At 42.3% G+C, this 17,078-nt stretch carries 22 protein-coding genes and 1 pseudogene; 18 read left to right on the top strand and 5 right to left on the bottom strand.

Features of this window, described 5'->3' with window-relative positions; all coding sequences use genetic code 11:
* The first annotated feature begins 47 nt into the window (after positions 1-47).
* Entirely contained in the window at positions 48-539 is a 492-nt protein-coding gene (locus BN3003_RS05190; protein ID WP_082625560.1) for a DUF3987 domain-containing protein, read from the top strand.
* On the opposite strand, the gene BN3003_RS19295 is transcribed toward BN3003_RS05190, so the two are convergent.
* A complete protein-coding gene (locus BN3003_RS19295) occupies positions 512-730 on the bottom strand; it encodes an integrase core domain-containing protein (protein ID WP_159061402.1) in 219 nt (72 codons plus the stop codon). The genes BN3003_RS05190 and BN3003_RS19295 overlap by 28 nt on opposite strands.
* A 48-nt stretch (positions 731-778) precedes the next feature.
* Here BN3003_RS19295 and BN3003_RS18620 point away from each other — a divergent pair, with 48 nt between their 5' ends.
* A complete protein-coding gene (locus BN3003_RS18620; RefSeq protein WP_199822553.1) occupies positions 779-1,183 on the top strand; it encodes a serine acetyltransferase in 405 nt (134 codons plus the stop codon).
* Between the two features lie 45 nt (positions 1,184-1,228).
* Here BN3003_RS18620 and BN3003_RS05180 read toward each other — a convergent pair.
* The 3 genes and pseudogenes from BN3003_RS05180 to BN3003_RS05165 all read right to left on the bottom strand — a co-directional run bounded on the left by BN3003_RS05180 (position 1,229) and on the right by BN3003_RS05165 (position 3,771).
* Positions 1,229-2,370, bottom strand: a pseudogene (locus BN3003_RS05180) (IS3 family transposase).
* Between the two features lie 59 nt (positions 2,371-2,429).
* Positions 2,430-2,714: an Arm DNA-binding domain-containing protein gene (locus tag BN3003_RS05170; RefSeq protein WP_058355589.1), complete on the bottom strand. Its 285-nt coding sequence runs from the start codon at positions 2,712-2,714 to the stop codon at positions 2,430-2,432.
* Positions 2,715-3,072: 358 nt separating this feature from the next.
* The gene (locus BN3003_RS05165) at positions 3,073-3,771 is read right to left on the bottom strand and encodes a hypothetical protein (RefSeq protein WP_058355588.1); all 699 of its coding nucleotides are present in this window, start codon (positions 3,769-3,771) and stop codon (positions 3,073-3,075) included.
* A 166-nt stretch (positions 3,772-3,937) separates the two neighbouring features.
* Between BN3003_RS05165 and BN3003_RS05160 the strand changes: the two genes are divergently transcribed.
* The 12 genes from BN3003_RS05160 (at position 3,938) to BN3003_RS05105 (ending at position 12,254) form a co-directional block, all read left to right on the top strand.
* Positions 3,938-5,377 carry a hypothetical protein gene (locus BN3003_RS05160; protein WP_147645347.1) on the top strand — a complete coding sequence of 480 codons (1,440 nt, stop codon included), beginning with the start codon at positions 3,938-3,940 and terminating at the stop codon, positions 5,375-5,377.
* Positions 5,340-6,545, top strand: coding sequence for a hypothetical protein (locus tag BN3003_RS05155; RefSeq protein WP_058355586.1), 1,206 nt, complete (start codon positions 5,340-5,342; stop codon positions 6,543-6,545). Before BN3003_RS05160 ends, BN3003_RS05155 begins: the two co-directional genes overlap by 38 nt.
* 102 nt (positions 6,546-6,647) lie before the next feature.
* Complete coding sequence (locus BN3003_RS18345; protein WP_082625556.1) at positions 6,648-6,893, top strand: helix-turn-helix transcriptional regulator; 246 nt, start codon at positions 6,648-6,650, stop codon at positions 6,891-6,893.
* 465 nt (positions 6,894-7,358) lie between these two features.
* Positions 7,359-7,979, top strand: coding sequence for a YagK/YfjJ domain-containing protein (locus tag BN3003_RS05150; RefSeq protein ID WP_058355585.1), 621 nt, complete (start codon positions 7,359-7,361; stop codon positions 7,977-7,979).
* Positions 7,980-8,098: 119 nt separating this feature from the next.
* The gene (locus tag BN3003_RS18780; RefSeq protein WP_159061400.1) at positions 8,099-8,242 is read left to right on the top strand and encodes a hypothetical protein; all 144 of its coding nucleotides are present in this window, start codon (positions 8,099-8,101) and stop codon (positions 8,240-8,242) included.
* Between the two features lie 278 nt (positions 8,243-8,520).
* Positions 8,521-9,186, top strand: coding sequence for a hypothetical protein (locus tag BN3003_RS05140; protein WP_147645345.1), 666 nt, complete (start codon positions 8,521-8,523; stop codon positions 9,184-9,186).
* A 70-nt stretch (positions 9,187-9,256) separates the two neighbouring features.
* Positions 9,257-9,436: a hypothetical protein gene (locus tag BN3003_RS05135; RefSeq protein ID WP_058355582.1), complete on the top strand. Its 180-nt coding sequence runs from the start codon at positions 9,257-9,259 to the stop codon at positions 9,434-9,436.
* 54 nt (positions 9,437-9,490) lie between these two features.
* Positions 9,491-9,769 carry an IS3 family transposase gene (locus tag BN3003_RS05130; RefSeq protein ID WP_058355568.1) on the top strand — a complete coding sequence of 93 codons (279 nt, stop codon included), beginning with the start codon at positions 9,491-9,493 and terminating at the stop codon, positions 9,767-9,769.
* 59 nt (positions 9,770-9,828) lie between these two features.
* Positions 9,829-10,185, top strand: coding sequence for an IS3 family transposase (locus tag BN3003_RS05125; RefSeq protein ID WP_058355569.1), 357 nt, complete (start codon positions 9,829-9,831; stop codon positions 10,183-10,185).
* A gap of 22 nt (positions 10,186-10,207) precedes the next feature.
* Positions 10,208-11,346, top strand: a protein-coding gene (locus tag BN3003_RS05115) for an IS3 family transposase (RefSeq protein WP_407701090.1) whose coding sequence is annotated in 2 segments (ribosomal slippage) — positions 10,208-10,445 and positions 10,445-11,346 — 1,140 coding nt in all. Because the reading frame shifts where the segments join, the coding sequence is not laid out codon by codon here.
* A 10-nt stretch (positions 11,347-11,356) separates the two neighbouring features.
* Entirely contained in the window at positions 11,357-11,818 is a 462-nt protein-coding gene (locus BN3003_RS05110) for a hypothetical protein (protein WP_147645343.1), read from the top strand.
* Positions 11,799-12,254 carry a hypothetical protein gene (locus BN3003_RS05105; RefSeq protein ID WP_058355580.1) on the top strand — a complete coding sequence of 152 codons (456 nt, stop codon included), beginning with the start codon at positions 11,799-11,801 and terminating at the stop codon, positions 12,252-12,254. Before BN3003_RS05110 ends, BN3003_RS05105 begins: the two co-directional genes overlap by 20 nt.
* A gap of 31 nt (positions 12,255-12,285) precedes the next feature.
* On the opposite strand, the gene BN3003_RS05100 is transcribed toward BN3003_RS05105, so the two are convergent.
* A complete protein-coding gene (locus BN3003_RS05100; RefSeq protein ID WP_058355579.1) occupies positions 12,286-12,495 on the bottom strand; it encodes a helix-turn-helix domain-containing protein in 210 nt (69 codons plus the stop codon).
* Positions 12,496-12,617: 122 nt separating this feature from the next.
* Here BN3003_RS05100 and BN3003_RS18970 point away from each other — a divergent pair, with 122 nt between their 5' ends.
* The 4 genes from BN3003_RS18970 to BN3003_RS05080 all read left to right on the top strand — a co-directional run bounded on the left by BN3003_RS18970 (position 12,618) and on the right by BN3003_RS05080 (position 17,078).
* Positions 12,618-13,079 carry a hypothetical protein gene (locus tag BN3003_RS18970; protein WP_187119850.1) on the top strand — a complete coding sequence of 154 codons (462 nt, stop codon included), beginning with the start codon at positions 12,618-12,620 and terminating at the stop codon, positions 13,077-13,079.
* A gap of 104 nt (positions 13,080-13,183) precedes the next feature.
* Complete coding sequence (gene mads1 / locus BN3003_RS05090) at positions 13,184-13,378, top strand: methylation-associated defense system helix-turn-helix domain-containing protein MAD1 (protein WP_058355578.1); 195 nt, start codon at positions 13,184-13,186, stop codon at positions 13,376-13,378.
* Between the two features lie 2 nt (positions 13,379-13,380).
* A complete protein-coding gene (locus BN3003_RS05085; RefSeq protein WP_058355577.1) occupies positions 13,381-16,062 on the top strand; it encodes a hypothetical protein in 2,682 nt (893 codons plus the stop codon).
* 17 nt (positions 16,063-16,079) lie between these two features.
* Positions 16,080-17,078, top strand: a complete 999-nt coding sequence (locus BN3003_RS05080; protein WP_058355576.1) for a hypothetical protein — start codon at positions 16,080-16,082, stop codon at positions 17,076-17,078.

The raw sequence follows: 17,078 nt of genomic DNA, 5'->3' as shown, positions 1-17,078 counted from the left end.
CTTGAAGCCACAGCATTCGAGGGTTTCTTTTACTAAGAAAGTCTTATATGAGTAACATGATAAATTTTAATAGTTTCTCTACAGATTTACGCGAACTTGTCTTCGCGGTAGAGCGACAAATACCTGCAGCATACCCTATCATCGTATCTGGCATCATGACCAGTATGGCAACTGCAATGCAAGATCTCATTCAGGTACGAATGCCCAATGGGGTAGTTAATCCAGTCTCATTGGCAATAGGTGTAATTGGCGAATCAGGAGACCGAAAAACATCTGTACTTAATCTGCTATTAAAGCCAATCATTGCTTTTGATACAATTTCCGAGCAAGAGTTTAATAATCAACTTTCTGATTACGAAATTGACTCGAATATTTTTAAGATTAAAGAAAAAGCCATTCAAAGTGAAATAATTAAGTCGATTAAACAAGGGAATGAAAATTATAAGCTCCTTGAGGACCAACTGAAGCAGTTGCAAAAGCTTACACCTAAAATTCCTTTATTATGTAGTGGTCAAGCCGCGCAGGACACTTTTATCTGAGAATTTTCATACTCCAATGGGCTCATTCCATTGTTGGCTGTATGTGGCCGTTTAAAATTGTAATAATGAATAAATTGCGTGATTTCTTGTTTGACTACACTTTCATTCATGCTCGTGGTATGGCCTAAACCTTCATATTTCAAACTGCCAAAGAATCGCTCTACTACCGCATTATCGTAGCAACATCCCATATCAGACNCCGCCATTTTCCGGAACGGCGCTTTTATTTTTGGTGGCGTTTGGCCAGTTTCTGGTACCACTGTGGCAACGAGCGTGCACGCAAACGCGCATTGCGCATCAATGAGAAACTGCGGGCGCGTTATGGCTTGGACATCAAATTGGGCGCTCGCATCGGTGCGGGTTTGCGGGTGAGCCATTATGTGGGCATCGTGATTTCACAGCGCAGCGTCATCGGTGAAAATTTGCACATCAAGCAAAACGTCACCATAGGCGTAAAAAACTTGCAGCAACAAGGGGGGGTGTATATTGGTGACAATGTGGACATCGGTGCCAACAGCTGCATCATCGGCGATGACATTCACATTGGTAACAATGTCACCATCGGTGCCATGACTTTCATCAATAAAGACATTCCCGATAATTGTAAGGTGTATAACAAACGCGAAACCACCATCAGCCTATGAAAAATCCCATCAATTACCGCTCTTTAATCAAGCAGGTTGTAGTGGTCAAGCCGCGCAGGACACTTTTATCTGAGAATTTTCATACTCCAATGGGCTCATTCCATTGTTGGCTGTATGTGGCCGTTTAAAATTGTAATAATGAATAAATTGCGTGATTTCTTGTTTGACTACACTTTCATTCATGCTCGTGGTATGGCCTAAACCTTCATATTTCAAACTGCCAAAGAATCGCTCTACTACCGCATTATCGTAGCAACATCCCATATCAGACATACTCAAACGCATCTTTAATTGACTGGCTTTCTTAGCGAAGGCTCGACTGGTGTACTGTGAACCTCGGTCGCTGTGAAATACACAGCCATACTGCGGTTGGCGTAAGACATGTGCCTGTTGTAACGCTTGAATCACCAAGTCAGCTTTCATGCGTTCAGCCATACTCCAACCCACAATGCGGCGAGAGAACAAGTCCATCACCACAGCCAGGTAGCGCCAACCTTGGCTGGTTTTGATGTAAGTAATGTCGCCGGCCCAAACTTCATTGGCAAACAACGGTTGGAAGTTTTGATTCAATAAGTTGAATTGAACTTGGTGCCTCTCATTGCGTTTGGTTGTCACCTTAAATGCTTGACGCTGCTGACATACCAAACCCAACTTTCTCATCACACTGCGAACTTTGTACCTTCCGACTTGGAATCCAATTTGTTGTAATAACGCTTTAATTGTGCGAGAACCTATACGTTGTTTGTGTTGGTTAAACAGAGCTCTGATTTGGATTTGTAAACCAACTTCAACCAGATTTGTCCGTTTAGGTTCCAAGGCATAGTAGGCTGAAACACTTACTTTCATTACTATACACAGAGCCTTAAATGGATAATGGCGTGGATTTCTTCGAATTAAATTTTATCTTAATTCTCGTGCTTCGCAAAGTAAGCGCTGGCCTTTTTTAATATTTCTTGCTCCATTCGAAGCTGTTTTATTTCTTTGCGCAATCGCAATAATTCGGCCTTCTCATCATCATTCAATATTGGCTGTTCAGTCAGTTTGGCTTTCCATTTATAGAGCAAAGCTGGAGTGATACCGACTGCTCTAGCAGCATCAGCCACTGAATAACCTTGTTTCAACACCAAATCAACCGTTTCTTGTTTGAATTCATCTGAATGACGGCGTGGGCTCTTTTTTGCCATGATTTTGACCTTTCAAAGGGAATTAATATTCTCTCAGAAATGTGTCCTGTTGTATTAGACCACTACAGGTCTTGGCCAATGGAGACATATGAAAGCAAACGCTTTGCTTCATCTTCGGCCTCTGAAAGTCCCATGGCAGGGTAATCTCCAATTTTCATTTTCACACGTTGGGACTTATTAGTGGGATTATAAAAACGGATATACCAAGAGCCAACACCTTTGGTATTTTTACTGGGGATAATAAGGAGCCCCGAAACAGCTGCATGTGTCAGAGCATCTGATCCTGCTTGTAGATTGCGTAGTTTGGCATCGGTTAGACGCGTACCAGAGCGAGTATTGTTAGCCATGTACACTGCCATATAAATGTAATTTCTATATAGTATCAAATTATTTTGCGAGTACCTAGCGAGTACCTAATTAATTGTGTTTAGTTGTGTTTGTTAACTTTTGGTTAGGATATTAGGTTTATTTTTATGAATAAAATCATATACCTTAAAGCCTTCTTGGGTTTAGTTGTGTGTATTAAGAAGTATAGTTATAAATTCTCATTCTCCGCCATATGAAAGAATAACCCCTTGTTAAATCAAGGGGTTATTTGTTTTTTGGCAAGTCAGTATGCCATTCGGTATGCCATTTGGAGTTAGTTGTTATTAGATTGCTTTGGATATTGTTGGGACATAGTATATTTCTTCCAATACAAATGATTTAATAACCAAGTTTAAATAACGCTTGAATCTCTCTAACATCATCTTCACTGAAGTCTATTGATTCATTGTCTTCTACTTCTCGATATATCTGGATTAAGTCAGTTTCCCATTTGATTATGTCACTTTCATTCATACCTGCAGGTAAGCTGGTATGTTGGTTGATTACCAATAGGGATAGAGGTATGCGATTTTTGTACTCACACAGTATCTTAATGAGCTTTAGAGGTCCTTCTACTTGTCGGTGATGTGTAAGACCACACTCAGCTGATTGCATCAGTACCTTGGGTGTAATAAGAGCTTTTTGCTGTGCGGTATTTTCTAAAATTCTGATTAGTTTTTTTAATTGCTCGTGTAAAGAAGTATCCATATTTAATGTTTGCTGTTGTGCTCTATAGTTTTCAAGCATTGATTCGGCATTTTGTATGTTAATTTTCTCAGTAATATCCAATTTTAGCTTACGGCCTAGTCCTGTTATTTCTATATTAATAAGTAAGTAGTTATTATTTTCTCGTTCATGCAGACCGATACCCATTTGTTCCAAGTGATTCTTCAACTCAAGTAAATGATGAAAAGTCAGATATTTTTCATCACATACCTTCAATAAATCCTTGAGAGAAATATGGGCTTTGGATTGTTTCTTCTCATACATTTCTAGCGTAATTTTCAAAGCAAGATGGTACAACTTGATGGGAGCCATATTTGAAAACCTCCTATTATATTTTTGTTTTTTAATATATTTTTATAGTATAGTATTTAATTATATTGACGGTTAATAAAAATTATATAACGTCAAAGCATTTAATTCATTTTGTCTATTTAAACAGCTAAAACAGCATTTTCTGACTATATATTGCGAATATAATATGGATAATTTTTTACACTCATGTCGTAATAACAAACTATCTAAGTTGAATGATTTTTATCATGAATATTTTTATCTTTACATGCAATCTGGACTCAATAAAATTTTTGAAGAGTCCAATTTAATCGGTTCAAATACATTAAAAGATAGACAGGTGATTTTAGAAAAACTTCGCTTACGAAATAGGGGATTAAACTTTTACTGCATGTTAGCAATAACAATTTTTCATCAGTGGGCTTTGATGAGAATATGGCTGCGTGTTGATTTTGAAGAAAAGCGCAGGCTTGGCTTCATAAACAAGATAGAGAATGATTTAAAGCTTAATAATATTGATAGTAATGATGATACATCTGTCAAAGAATACCTTTATGCTAATAGTGTATCCTTTGTTGAGTACAAAGAAAAAAAAGCCCAGCATTTTGAGAAGGATTTTATTGATCAAGAAGGCTACTTACCACCACCGTTTACGGCAGAGCTTGTCAATCTAACAAATGGATTCAATATGTCATGGGATGAGCTAATGATATTTTTATCCGATACTTTTTTAGATCATAAGTGGAGCCCTGTTTTTGACATATTAAATCAACTAAACCATGAATATTCTATTCTTTTAAAACGGCTTACTCAGTACTATAAACAAAGCGCAAAACAAGAAGATGAAGATGAGTCAAATCTAAATACCGAGGTAAATTACCAACTCTCTCAACAAAACCAAGAGTACCGAATAATTAATAAAGCTATTGCGCGGTATGGGAAAAGACTATTGAAGCAATCTTCAACAGAGACTTATTTTCAACGAGTAAATAGTTTGCATATTCAAAAATTGAATAAAATAAGCCAAATTTCAGAGTATGTTGAGTCCTCTGCGGCTTTGATTTTGCAAACAACAGGTAGGGCATATGTGTCTTCGGTGACATTGTGGTTTCAATGTAAAGAACTCTGTAGGCAGAAAATCATTGTTAAAAATCTGGTTGACGATTTCTTTAAAATTCTTAAAAAAGCATATAAAAATCATAAGCTATATTATGTAAGACAAATTTTTTATGACGCAATAATGGGTTTACAAATAACCATATTGTTTATCTCTGAGTTTGATATGAGTACTCAAGTTGATGAAGTTATTGATAGTCAAGATGAGCCTAAAACAATTTCTTTGAATAGTAATGTTATGGCTGATTTATGGCGAGAGTTTTGTGAGCTCTTACCATATTCAGACAAAACTATATTGACCCAAAGCCATCAGTTCAACTTTAACCAATTCAAAAACTGTTATGAGCTGTGTTCCTACAAATTCAGTCTTTTAAATTTAAATTTAAAAGACTATTGTTTATTTGCTTTTGGGAAAGCAGGCTTTCTGGATATTGATTTGCCATTAATCAAGCCTTTCTCTAAGGGGAAAATTCATGCTAAAAGAGCTACCAAAGCAAGCTACTATAGTTAGAGCTGCTCAATTATTGTTTGAACAAGATACAAAGAAATTAGAGTTATTTAAACTTGGGTGGCAACTGAACAAAACTTTAAAACCCAAAGTACGGCAGCATTTTGTAAGGATAAAAAAATCAAGCTCAGATAGGGAAAAGAATTTGGAGCTAATTGTTCCCATACATATTTATAACAATATCCTATTTATTTTCTTTGCTAACACGCCTTTTGAAGGTTCTGTTGGATTTTTATCTAACTTATTGAATGAAATAAATATAGTAGAAAGTAATTGTACTGAAATAAATAAGGTTGTTTTATTTTCGCCTTATGCAAAAGTAGCCAGTCTTCTATTGCAAATTCCGGATATTGAGTTTTATAGCCTCAGATTTGAGAACACAGTTCCACAAGATCTAGTTATATCAGCAAAGATAATTGCAGCTGAAGATACGGAGGCAAATCTTAATTTGGATGTCGCCAAGTTAAATGGCTGGATTGGTGGGGCATATGAATACATGAGCTCTCCTTATGTGAATGCTCAGATAGCTAAATATGAGCGTAAATACACCGACCGTACAAATCAGATTTACAAGCAACTCAATAGTGCCAATAAAAATATGCTTTACAGTGTGGAGAGCTTGAGCTTTCTGTGTTCGGAATTTGTTAATTGTGCTGAAGAACTCGTGGATGCTGTGAGCAAAGCATCAACATGTATTAATAAAGTGATTTTAGATCTCAAAAATAAATTTCGGGCCCATTTAGGTGGAAAAGCTACTAAGAAATTTTTTTACGCATGGAATTTTGGCTTTGAATATATTCCAAGCTCTAAAGGCAATAGAGTGAAGCTGTACTGGGATATTTATTTTCTCCATGATGCTAGTCAGGCAAACCCATCTTTAAAATTGAATAAGCAGATTGCTTATGACCTTCTATCAGGCAGTCAAGACTATAATCTTGGAGGTTTTATGCAGGCAGTTGTAGGTCCATTAATTCAAGGCTGGGAGGCCAGTCTTTACAAACTAGGATTGACTTTTACGTATCTTCCAAATCGTATACCAAGACAATATGTAAGTAATATGAAAAGCTTAGAGCAGCTTTTGCCATTTTTAGTGGGAGATACTGTACATTTGATTAAAACGAAAGACCCCATTGTTAACAAGCTTAAGTTTTTTTCTTGCGGACATTTATAAGGATTTTTTTGTTACTTACTACCTTTTGTATGAAGTGAATCAGCATCTCGGCAAAACCAGCGAATTCACTTCCGTTTATTAATAATCAACGGAGTTCATACAATGGCTATCGAATTACGCATTTTACGCATCAAAGAAGTTGCAACCAAACTAGCAATTGGCAAATCTACTATTTATGATTGGATCAATCCTAAATCACCACGTTATGACCCAAGCTTTCCAAAGCCCATCAAACTTGGCGGTAACTCGATTGGATGGTTTTCTACAATGATTGATGAATGGTTAACCAATAAATATCTAGAACAGCATCCTGAATCACTTGATGATGTATTGCAACAATCGGCTTAGATAAGCCTACTCTTCTGAACTCCAATAATTGGCCCTTAGTTCTTACAGTATTCACTGTGAACTGAGGGCATTTTTATTGGTACATTAAAACCTAACTGTGTAGTTGAAAAAAAACTGTGTCATGCTTTGTACACAGGGGATTGAAACCAATGCATTTCCTTGTAATTAAATGGTATTCTAATAAAGTTGAATATGGGTTATTAATATTATCTTTTATATATTAATAGACAGTTCAAGTAGCAAATCAGCTATCCGTGATAATCAAGACAATAATGTAATGATATCTCTAGATGATTGAATATCAATGAACTTAATCTTCCTTTAGTATAAACATCAGATTGTTGTGAACCACTATTAAAATCATTTGATTAATAGGCAAGGTATCACATTAACTGTCTACTATTGAAAACTACCAAGCATTAACACAGTTGATCAGCTATACAGTCCTCTGCAAGGACTTATGAAATGGACCAAACATTATTGCCTGAGCGTCTTTATGGCTACAATCAAAACAATCTTGATATGATTGACAAACGTATTGATGAATTGCTTCAAAAATATGCAAAGATATTGGTTGTGAGAGTGGATTTCTATATTCGTGAAGAATATACCTTAGACATCACTGATCGATTCATGATTGAAGCTTGGCAACGGCTTCGAAATAATATGCGCTTTAACCAACTCTTTGCTCATTGCATTACTTCCATGGCTAAGTTGGAATATACCCCTGCTAGAGGATGGCATTTTCATACAGCATTCATTTTCAATGGACATCATCACCAAAGTGAATATGGCTTAGGCAAAGCCATTCAAGCATATTGGGAGAACACATTAGCTGGAATGGTAGGTCATGCGCACTTAAGCAGTGGGCAAGACTACCCTATCAACGGTACAGGAATGGTACATTACAGCGATGCAAAGAAGATTCTCAATGTGAAGTACGCTTTGGCTTACTTGGCTAAAATTGATTTTTACCAGCTCAATAAGATATTTACAGATGCCACTGGTAAAAACATCCGTACATTTTTTATTTCTCAAGAAAAGCCTAAGCAAGGTTTAAGAGGCAGGCCAAGAACAATCCTTTAGTTTTATTTCAGGAGACTGTACATAGCCACCCTTGTTATAGATGGCCGCGTAAGCGGTCATTATCTTTGTAAAACACACAGATAACATAAATATCTTTCCCATGATCCTTACGTGACATTGTGCGCCTCACCACCGCCTTGGTGTTTACCGAAGACGATGCAGCCTTGAGCAAAGACGGCATCATCCGTACCATTTACGACCCAACCGCAGGCAAACGTTACATACCAAGTTTTAATCGCACACCATACATGCTTCAATGGTGACAAATTAGGCCGCTCCATGCTCAGAAGTGATTCTTCTCTGAACGGCATTGAGTCGTCGAAGGGGGAAATCAATGGCAAGCCTTGAGCAAATCAACTACCAGCCACATCGAGCAGAAATATCGGACGGCTCGTTACAGTGGGCTCCACTAAAAAGAAAACCGATCAAAAATCTTCCCCAAATAGTCTGGGAAGATAATTCAACCTGGGCAGAAGCTAATCTTTAGGCCCTGGATCAGGCAACATCATCAAAACGGGATCTGAAAACTGTTCGATCCAATATGTCTCACCTGCTTGCCTACGCAAAATGGCTAGAAGCAGAGTCAATCCAATGGTGGCATTTCCCAGAGCGAGAAAGTGAGCGTTGCCTTGTTCGCTTTCGTGGAGCACTTGTTGCCGCCAGAAATAATGGTGAGCTTGCTCCAAGCACTGCATCGCAGAGGATGGCAGCAGTCATCCGTTTCTATAAATGGACACAATCGCGTCGATTAATTTCACCAGAATGGCCAATGTGGGAGCAGCGATTTGTTGGAATCAAATTAACCAATCCGTTTGGTCTCGAACATACCATGCGAGTTGCCAGTACAGACCTTGCCATTCCCAATCGAAAGGTTGCTGGGGCCATACAGCTTGAGGATGGCCTTCTCCCAGTAACTGTCTCAGCAATGAAAGAAATTCTCGCACTTGCAGATCGCAGTGCAACCGAAGAGCTTTCGTTAATGCTACGCATTGGTTTCTTTACGGGTTTGCGCATTGGCTCAATTACCGATCTGAAGGTTAAAACTCTTCTCAACGCAACACTGGTTCCAAAAGTCGGCTGGAAACGTTTAGCTGTCGGCCCTGGTGCTAGGCCAACGGTCGAGATTAAAGGCAGCAAGAGAGAATCCCTATTTAGAATTATCAAAGGAAGATGTCGAGAACCCAGTTCTTCAATCTCTTCAGCATGAACCATGGAGCCCCAAAGCACCCAAATCTCAATCAACCAAAAAGTACAAAAAGATTCGGTCATACGGCGACATGGCCAAAAATATGTGGCCAAAACTCTTTGATGGTAAAGAGCTGACGATTACCGAAGCTGATCTGGAAATGGCCAACAGAATGACATTTGGCCTTGATCCAGAGAAGTTTGCCGTAGGCAAAGTCTGGCCTCTTGCCTGGCATCAATTACGACGCACCGGTGCTGTTGTAGTGGTCTAATACAACAGGACACATTTCTGAGAGAATATTAATTCCCTTTGAAAGGTCAAAATCATGGCAAAAAAGAGCCCACGCCGTCATTCAGATGAATTCAAACAAGAAACGGTTGATTTGGTGTTGAAACAAGGTTATTCAGTGGCTGATGCTGCTAGAGCAGTCGGTATCACTCCAGCTTTGCTCTATAAATGGAAAGCCAAACTGACTGAACAGCCAATATTGAATGATGATGAGAAGGCCGAATTATTGCGATTGCGCAAAGAAATAAAACAGCTTCGAATGGAGCAAGAAATATTAAAAAAGGCCAGCGCTTACTTTGCGAAGCACGTGAAGTAAGATACAATTTTATTCAACAAAATCAACGCCATTACCCAATTAAGACTCTGTGCAAAGTAATGAAAGTAAGTGTTTCAGCCTACTATGCCTTGGAACCTAAACGGACAAATCTGGTTGAAGTTGGTTTACAAATCCAAATCAGAGCTCTGTTTAACCAACACAAACAACGTATAGGTTCTCGCACAATTAAAGCGTTATTACAACAAATTGGATTCCAAGTCGGAAGGTACAAAGTTCGCAGTGTGATGAGAAAGTTGGGTTTGGTATGTCAGCAGCGTCAAGCATTTAAGGTGACAACCAAACGCAATGAGAGGCACCAAGTTCAATTCAACTTATTGAATCAAAACTTCCAACCGTTGTTTGCCAATGANTGTAGTGGTCTAATACAACAGGACACATTTCTGAGAGAATATTAATTCCCTTTGAAAGGTCAAAATCATGGCAAAAAAGAGCCCACGCCGTCATTCAGATGAATTCAAACAAGAAACGGTTGATTTGGTGTTGAAACAAGGTTATTCAGTGGCTGATGCTGCTAGAGCAGTCGGTATCACTCCAGCTTTGCTCTATAAATGGAAAGCCAAACTGACTGAACAGCCAATATTGAATGATGATGAGAAGGCCGAATTATTGCGATTGCGCAAAGAAATAAAACAGCTTCGAATGGAGCAAGAAATATTAAAAAAGGCCAGCGCTTACTTTGCGAAGCACGTGAAGTAAGATACAATTTTATTCAACAAAATCAACGCCATTACCCAATTAAGACTCTGTGCAAAGTAATGAAAGTAAGTGTTTCAGCCTACTATGCCTTGGAACCTAAACGGACAAATCTGGTTGAAGTTGGTTTACAAATCCAAATCAGAGCTCTGTTTAACCAACACAAACAACGTATAGGTTCTCGCACAATTAAAGCGTTATTACAACAAATTGGATTCCAAGTCGGAAGGTACAAAGTTCGCAGTGTGATGAGAAAGTTGGGTTTGGTATGTCAGCAGCGTCAAGCATTTAAGGTGACAACCAAACGCAATGAGAGGCACCAAGTTCAATTCAACTTATTGAATCAAAACTTCCAACCGTTGTTTGCCAATGAAGTTTGGGCCGGCGACATTACTTACATCAAAACCAGCCAAGGTTGGCGCTACCTGGCTGTGGTGATGGACTTGTTCTCTCGCCGCATTGTGGGTTGGAGTATGGCTGAACGCATGAAAGCTGACTTGGTGATTCAAGCGTTACAACAGGCACATGTCTTACGCCAACCGCAGTATGGCTGTGTATTTCACAGCGACCGAGGTTCACAGTACACCAGTCGAGCCTTCGCTAAGAAAGCCAGTCAATTAAAGATGCGTTTGAGTATGTCTGATATGGGATGTTGCTACGATAATGCGGTAGTAGAGCGATTCTTTGGCAGTTTGAAATATGAAGGTTTAGGCCATACCACGAGCATGAATGAAAGTGTAGTCAAACAAGAAATCACGCAATTTATTCATTATTACAATTTTAAACGGCCACATACAGCCAACAATGGAATGAGCCCATTGGAGTATGAAAATTCTCAGATAAAAGTGTCCTGCGCGGCTTGACCACTACACATTGAATGATGAAGCTCGTGCCTATTACTTGCGTGAGATGTATCAATCAATGGTGCGGGAGTTTAAAGAGCTCCAATCTGATCAGTATGTTTCTCCACATGGCGAGAAGCGCAAACAGCAGATCCTCTCTGAAATATCGGAGAAAGACCATGAGCAGTTGCTCAAGGCCGCAAAAGCAGGACGGATCAGTTACCGGCAAACATTCCTTGGTGGTTGCGCTAATTCAGGCCCGCCTTGCCCTCTTGGAGGGATCAGCAATATCAGTTCCTGCATGGGATTTGGAGGTAACACACCGTGCGCATCGGCATTGTTGGATAAATCCAAACTACCCATGATCAAACAGCTTAAAAATGTTATTGCCATTCAGATCTTTGACGCAGCGCCGGACTCCCCTTTGTATGAGTCATTACAAGCGCAATTAGAATCCGCAGAGCGAGCAATCCATGTCATCGAAAGCAATTGAACCAAGAAAAGTCAGCAAGGCCGAACTGAAATTCAGGGAGGCTTTCGAACGCCTCAAGGTGGGCAAGCCAGATATTCTGCCGAAAGGGACGCCACTCAGTCAGAACAATGTTGCCAAAGAGGCAGGGGTAGATCCTTCCGCCCTTCGCAGAGCACGGTTCCCTGAGCTGGTTGCGGATATTCAAGCCTGGATAGAAAGCCATAGGGATGAAGCACCGCAAAAATCACCCAGACAAATGATGCTTGCGCAAAGATCGAGGAACCGGGATCTACAGGAAAAGGTTAAGGCGTTGGAAGAGCAGCGAGATAAAGCCCTGGGGCAGCTGCTGGATGCTCAATCCCGGATACTGGAACTGACACTTGAGAACCAGCGACTACAAGCTCAGCTACCGGCCAGTAACGTTCACTTCATTTCGAATTCGAAGAAGCCCTCGTGAACAGCTGGCACAGGGCGTAGGCCTAAATCCGCTAAGAAATGAGATTTATGACCGGAACCTTCAAGGCGTCAGCGATTTGATGGATCTTCGTCAGGGTGATGTTCTGGTCGCCACGCTCGATATGTCCCATATAGCTCCGGTCTATCCCTGCAAGATCCGCTAGCGCCTCCTGCGAGAGACCTTTTTCCTTCCGTATCTGGCGTACCTTCTCGCCAAAAGCGATCAGTCTTGGATCTTTCATATTTGCTCTGCCCAAAAGACAGAACTATCACCAAGCACTGGATATATCACCACGGGATATATCGCTCATTTTTGCTGTTCTGCGGTAGTCTTAACCCAATCGACCGGGCTATGGACAAGCATATGTGGAACGACAAGAAGCAAAAATACTCGGAGGCCATACGAAATCACCCCGGAGTAAGCTGCAAAAAACTAAGCAAATACAAATATCTACTGCAATTCAAAGGGCGGCGATGGTACTTGTGGCCCCGATCTGGGCGATACCAGCACCAGACCCAGGATGGTGGCGTCTCAGAGGTGTTTATGGGGGAGCTGTCAGACTTCTATCACCGATACCTGACTGGTGAGCTTCAATTCCCGGAGAACTTCGGAAAAACCTGGAGCAAGATAGACGAAGAGGTTCTTTACGACATGATCGACTATGCCTGCACTGTTCGGCAGATAGCCGTTGAACTGAAACGGCACCCGGTGAGCGTCATTAACAAGCTGGCGAAGTACCTGGACGATGACAGTATCCAGAATCGTATTACTCAAGATTTTTACGATGTCCCTGTCCGGGAGCTGGTTCATTGGGGCTTGCTGTGAGCAAATCATGACTTGACATTTAGTGATATTGTTGTTCAGAATGTAACATTCTTGTACTATTCCGACAAGCTGACAAAACACTGTACTAACTGCGGACAACAAACATGAGTGAGCAAATAATGACCGTCAAGGATGTCGCGTCGTACCTCAAGCTCAACGAGCGTACTGTCTATCGCATGGCCACAGCAGCAAAGATCCCAGCGTTCAAAGTGGGCACCTCGTGGCGTTTTAAGAAAGAAGAGATAGATACCTGGATAGCGCAGCAACACAACCAAATATCAAGTAATAAAGAGAGCTAACCATGCTAGGACTGAAGTTACGTGAGGAGTTTTCTGGTCGTCGTATCAAAGGAACGATGATCGAAATGCATAACCGGAATGGCACTGGTGCGCTCGATAAGTCTGCAAGTGAATTTCTGAAGATCACTTACCCTTCAATCGACATGCTCAGGACTGTGGAAGCTGTACAAGCTGGCCGGGCTGAGCCTGTTGTAATTATCGGTGCGCGCGGCCAAGGTAAATCACACCTTATGGCCGCACTGTCACATATGCATCAGGATAAAGATGCAACAGTAAACTGGTTGAATGACTGGTCGGCCCGACTGAAGAATCCTGACATTGCAGGTCTCAAATTACAGTATGGCATGCATGTCATTACCGAAAGCTTGCACCTGCAACGCTATAAGCATGTATGGGATGTTCTGTTCGACCAGCATCCGCATGGCAATATCATTAAAGCCAAGTGGGAAGTGCACGGCACGGAAGTGCCTGGTTATGACCTGATTCTGGAAATGGCAGAGAATAAGCCATTCATTCTTATTCTGGATGAATTTCAGACATGGTTTGAAGGCTTAACAAACTCCAACCAGTATAAGCGTAAGACATGGGCGTTTAACTTCATTCAAATCCTCTCGGAAATATCTGAAAAGCACCCAGAACTACTGACACTTGTCGTATCTGTGCGCGAAGGTAATTCCGACGCAGCGCAGCAGTTGTTCCGCGTAAACCCCGTACGGATTGATTTCAAAGGGCCAGAAGCCAAACGAGACAGACAGCGCTTGTTGCTCTATCGGATCTTCGAAAACCGGATGAACATTCCAGAGTCTGATATTGCTTCACTGATCAAAACTCATGTGGATGAATTCCTGCGTTTGAGTCATATCTCAGGCTCCGAGCATGAAAAACATAGACAGCAATTTATCGAGACCTGGCCTTACTCGCCAAGACTCCTGCAATTGCTGGACGATCAGGTGCTGATCGCAACCGAAACGCAAGAGACACGCGATCTCTTGCGTATTCTGGTGGATGTTTTTAAGGAGTCTGGTGACGACACAGCCATACTTACACCTGCCAACTTCAGCTTAACCAGTGAGAAATCAGGCGTTACCTCACTACTGGATTCGGTAGCGAGTCAGCTGCATCGGGATTTACGTGAGAATGCACTGCGCAACCTCGAAGCTGTTAAAAACGGTGTACCTGCTGCTCAGGTGCCACATCTTGAGCCCATTCTTTCCGCTCTCTGGCTTCGTTCCCTGTCACTGGAGAATCATGCCGGTGCAGAGCCGTCAGAGTTGCAGCTGGATATTACCGAGCGCAAAGCGATTGATGACAACCTGTTTGCCGCTGAGCTTGCAGTCATCGAGGACAACAGCTTCAACATTCACCGCCAAGCCAACCGCTTGGTCTTCAAGAACGAGGTGAATCCGCAGGCCAAGCTGTTAGCTCATGCTAAAAACGACAAGCTCTTTCAAAAGGATGAGGATGTAGAACACCTCGCCAAAGAGATTCGTTACGCCTTGGTTGGGGATGGCAATCAGTCGAATATTTATCGAACCATCGTATTGAAGAAGCAATGGCGCACTGTGCCATGGGCGGATATTGAAGAAAAAGACCATCCTCAGCATTGGGATAACCGGATTCCAGTGATTGTTATGCCCAAGGCATCGCTGGACAACAAAGAGCTGGGAGAATGGCTGAAGACACATGTTGCCAAGGCAAGAAACACTGTGCGCTTCCTGCTGCCACGTGTGGGTACTGGCGACATTTTCTACGATAAGTCTTTGCTGGTATTAGCCCGTGCGGTTTATCTCGCTAGCGATTGGAAAAACTCCGAGCGTGAGTACGCTCAATTGCATCTGAAGTACCAGAAGGAGCTGCGTGAGCAGTTGCAATCTCGCTTTGATCGTTTTGCAGTCTTGGTCGTGTGGAATTTCGCAGACCCATCTCAATGCGAGTTTGAGATTTCACAGCATGGCGCAGAAGGGTTACAGATCCTTGAAAAACTGGATGAGAAAATCCGCAGCGAGCTTTTCATTCCAGAAGAATTCGACACCATGCTGCTTGATGCCGCGACCAATAGCCGTAGCGTGGCCGACCTCATCGAACAGCTGAAAGAACCAGCCCCAAAAGGTGCAGAAAGCATTCCCTGGTTGGGTGAAACAGCGGTTAAAGAGCGCATTGGCCGAGCCTGTGCAGAAGGCAAGATTGCCATCAACGCCAAAGGCAGTCTGTACGAGAAAAAGCCGTCAGAAACCACGGAAGATGCTTGGTTGCGAGTACGTGGGAAGCTGGGTAGCGGTAAAGATCTGGAAGATACAACACTGCACCTGCCCGGAGGCTCTGTTGGCTCAGGCGGGTCTGTCCCTGTTCAGCCTGTTCCAGGCGTGCCAGAAGAATTCACCACCGGTGGTGTTAAAGAGCCAACCGCAGGCTCAGGCAATGGCGGCTCAGCATCCAGTACGACACCAACGCCGGGATCGCTATTCGGTGGCTCCAGTGGCGGCTTCGTTGCTCATCACAGCGCCCAGAATACATCCACATTGAGCTTGCTCGGTAAGCTTGAACAATGGGGCATTAACAAAGGCAGTAAGGTGAAGGACGTAAAATTGTCTACCTTGCAGCTCACTGGCGCACAGTTAGAGCATCTGCTAAAAAATTTACCAGATGGTGTTACTTACTCTCTGGATTTGGATAAAGAACAATAATCGACGAGCGAAAGCATATGGATAAGTCACTGATCGCTGATATACACAGACTGCCCGCACAGGAAGCGTGGCCGAAAATTTTTTCGGCCCTCTGGCCCCTGTTTGCAGAACCGATCAGGCAGGATCTGGCGGATGCAAAAACAACCGAGCGGGATAGAGCCATCAAACCCTTGGATGACGTGTTGGCAGGCAGTGCCTGGGATCTGTGGGCATCGTTCGAAAGTGCTTCGCCAAAAACGGCAGATGCTCTGAAAGCATTCTGGCAACGCCAGACAACACCAAAAGCCATCCTGATTCTGGATGCATTGTCGCTCCGCGAAGCGCCCTGGATTCTCGAAAGTGCGCAGCAGCGGGGCTACACCGTTCACAGCGCCGGTGCGACCGCCTCTGAGCTACCCGGTGATACCACTCCGTTTGCTCGGGCCATGGGGTTTGGGCAGCGCACCAGATTGCAAAACAACCAGGGGAATAGTGCTGCTTTCCCTGAAGCCTTCACTGAGTCCACCGACTTGCCATGGGTGGATTGCGCATCTCTGATCAAGGCTGACCCGAATATTATTTTCTGGCATCACTGGCCTGATGAACGCATGCATCACCTGGCAGAACAGGGGGCCGGTTATCGGGTGTTGGCGAAAGAAGCCGCAGCCGTATTAACCGGCGATGAATTCTGGGCCTTCATCGACAAACTGGCCACGGGCCGTCGTCTGGTTATTACTGCCGACCATGGGTATTCAAACCCCGCGTTGTTTCCTGACGTTTACCCGGAAGACCAAAAAGCCTATTTGAAAGGGCAATTTAAGTCAGGGCGTAATAACGAAGTGAAAGACGCAAAAACCGAACAGCATTGGGTACCGCCATTATCTCAGGTACTGACAACACAGCATGGCAACTGGAACATTGTGCTGGGCCGAAAAAAATGGCGCTCACAAGGCGGCTACCCAAGCTTGGCCCATGGTGGGCTGAGCCTGTTAGAAGTGGCTGTACCCTTTATTGAATTGTCGAAACTGAATAATTAA

Origin of the sequence: Vitreoscilla massiliensis (assembly GCF_001457815.1) — a bacterium.
Taxonomy (GTDB): domain Bacteria; phylum Pseudomonadota; class Gammaproteobacteria; order Burkholderiales; family Neisseriaceae; genus Vitreoscilla; species Vitreoscilla massiliensis.
The sequence above is the reverse complement of the archived record's forward strand: the minus strand, read 5'-3'. Positions and strand labels throughout refer to the sequence as shown.

Coding starts and splice junctions, on each gene's coding strand:
- BN3003_RS05080 (WP_058355576.1), top strand. CDS start 16,080: ATGGATAAGTCACTGATCGCTGATATACACAGACTGCCCGCACAGGAA.
- BN3003_RS05105 (WP_058355580.1), top strand. CDS start 11,799: ATGTCATCGAAAGCAATTGAACCAAGAAAAGTCAGCAAGGCCGAACTG.
- BN3003_RS05165 (WP_058355588.1), bottom strand. CDS start 3,771: ATGGCTCCCATCAAGTTGTACCATCTTGCTTTGAAAATTACGCTAGAA.
- BN3003_RS05155 (WP_058355586.1), top strand. CDS start 5,340: ATGCTAAAAGAGCTACCAAAGCAAGCTACTATAGTTAGAGCTGCTCAA.
- BN3003_RS05130 (WP_058355568.1), top strand. CDS start 9,491: ATGGCAAAAAAGAGCCCACGCCGTCATTCAGATGAATTCAAACAAGAA.
- BN3003_RS05170 (WP_058355589.1), bottom strand. CDS start 2,714: ATGGCTAACAATACTCGCTCTGGTACGCGTCTAACCGATGCCAAACTA.
- mads1 (WP_058355578.1), top strand. CDS start 13,184: ATGAGTGAGCAAATAATGACCGTCAAGGATGTCGCGTCGTACCTCAAG.
- BN3003_RS05085 (WP_058355577.1), top strand. CDS start 13,381: ATGCTAGGACTGAAGTTACGTGAGGAGTTTTCTGGTCGTCGTATCAAA.
- BN3003_RS18345 (WP_082625556.1), top strand. CDS start 6,648: ATGGCTATCGAATTACGCATTTTACGCATCAAAGAAGTTGCAACCAAA.
- BN3003_RS18970 (WP_187119850.1), top strand. CDS start 12,618: ATGTGGAACGACAAGAAGCAAAAATACTCGGAGGCCATACGAAATCAC.
- BN3003_RS05150 (WP_058355585.1), top strand. CDS start 7,359: ATGGACCAAACATTATTGCCTGAGCGTCTTTATGGCTACAATCAAAAC.
- BN3003_RS05140 (WP_147645345.1), top strand. CDS start 8,521: ATGTCTCACCTGCTTGCCTACGCAAAATGGCTAGAAGCAGAGTCAATC.
- BN3003_RS05190 (WP_082625560.1), top strand. CDS start 48: ATGAGTAACATGATAAATTTTAATAGTTTCTCTACAGATTTACGCGAA.
- BN3003_RS05100 (WP_058355579.1), bottom strand. CDS start 12,495: ATGAAAGATCCAAGACTGATCGCTTTTGGCGAGAAGGTACGCCAGATA.
- BN3003_RS05135 (WP_058355582.1), top strand. CDS start 9,257: ATGGCCAAAAATATGTGGCCAAAACTCTTTGATGGTAAAGAGCTGACG.
- BN3003_RS05160 (WP_147645347.1), top strand. CDS start 3,938: ATGGATAATTTTTTACACTCATGTCGTAATAACAAACTATCTAAGTTG.
- BN3003_RS19295 (WP_159061402.1), bottom strand. CDS start 730: ATGGGATGTTGCTACGATAATGCGGTAGTAGAGCGATTCTTTGGCAGT.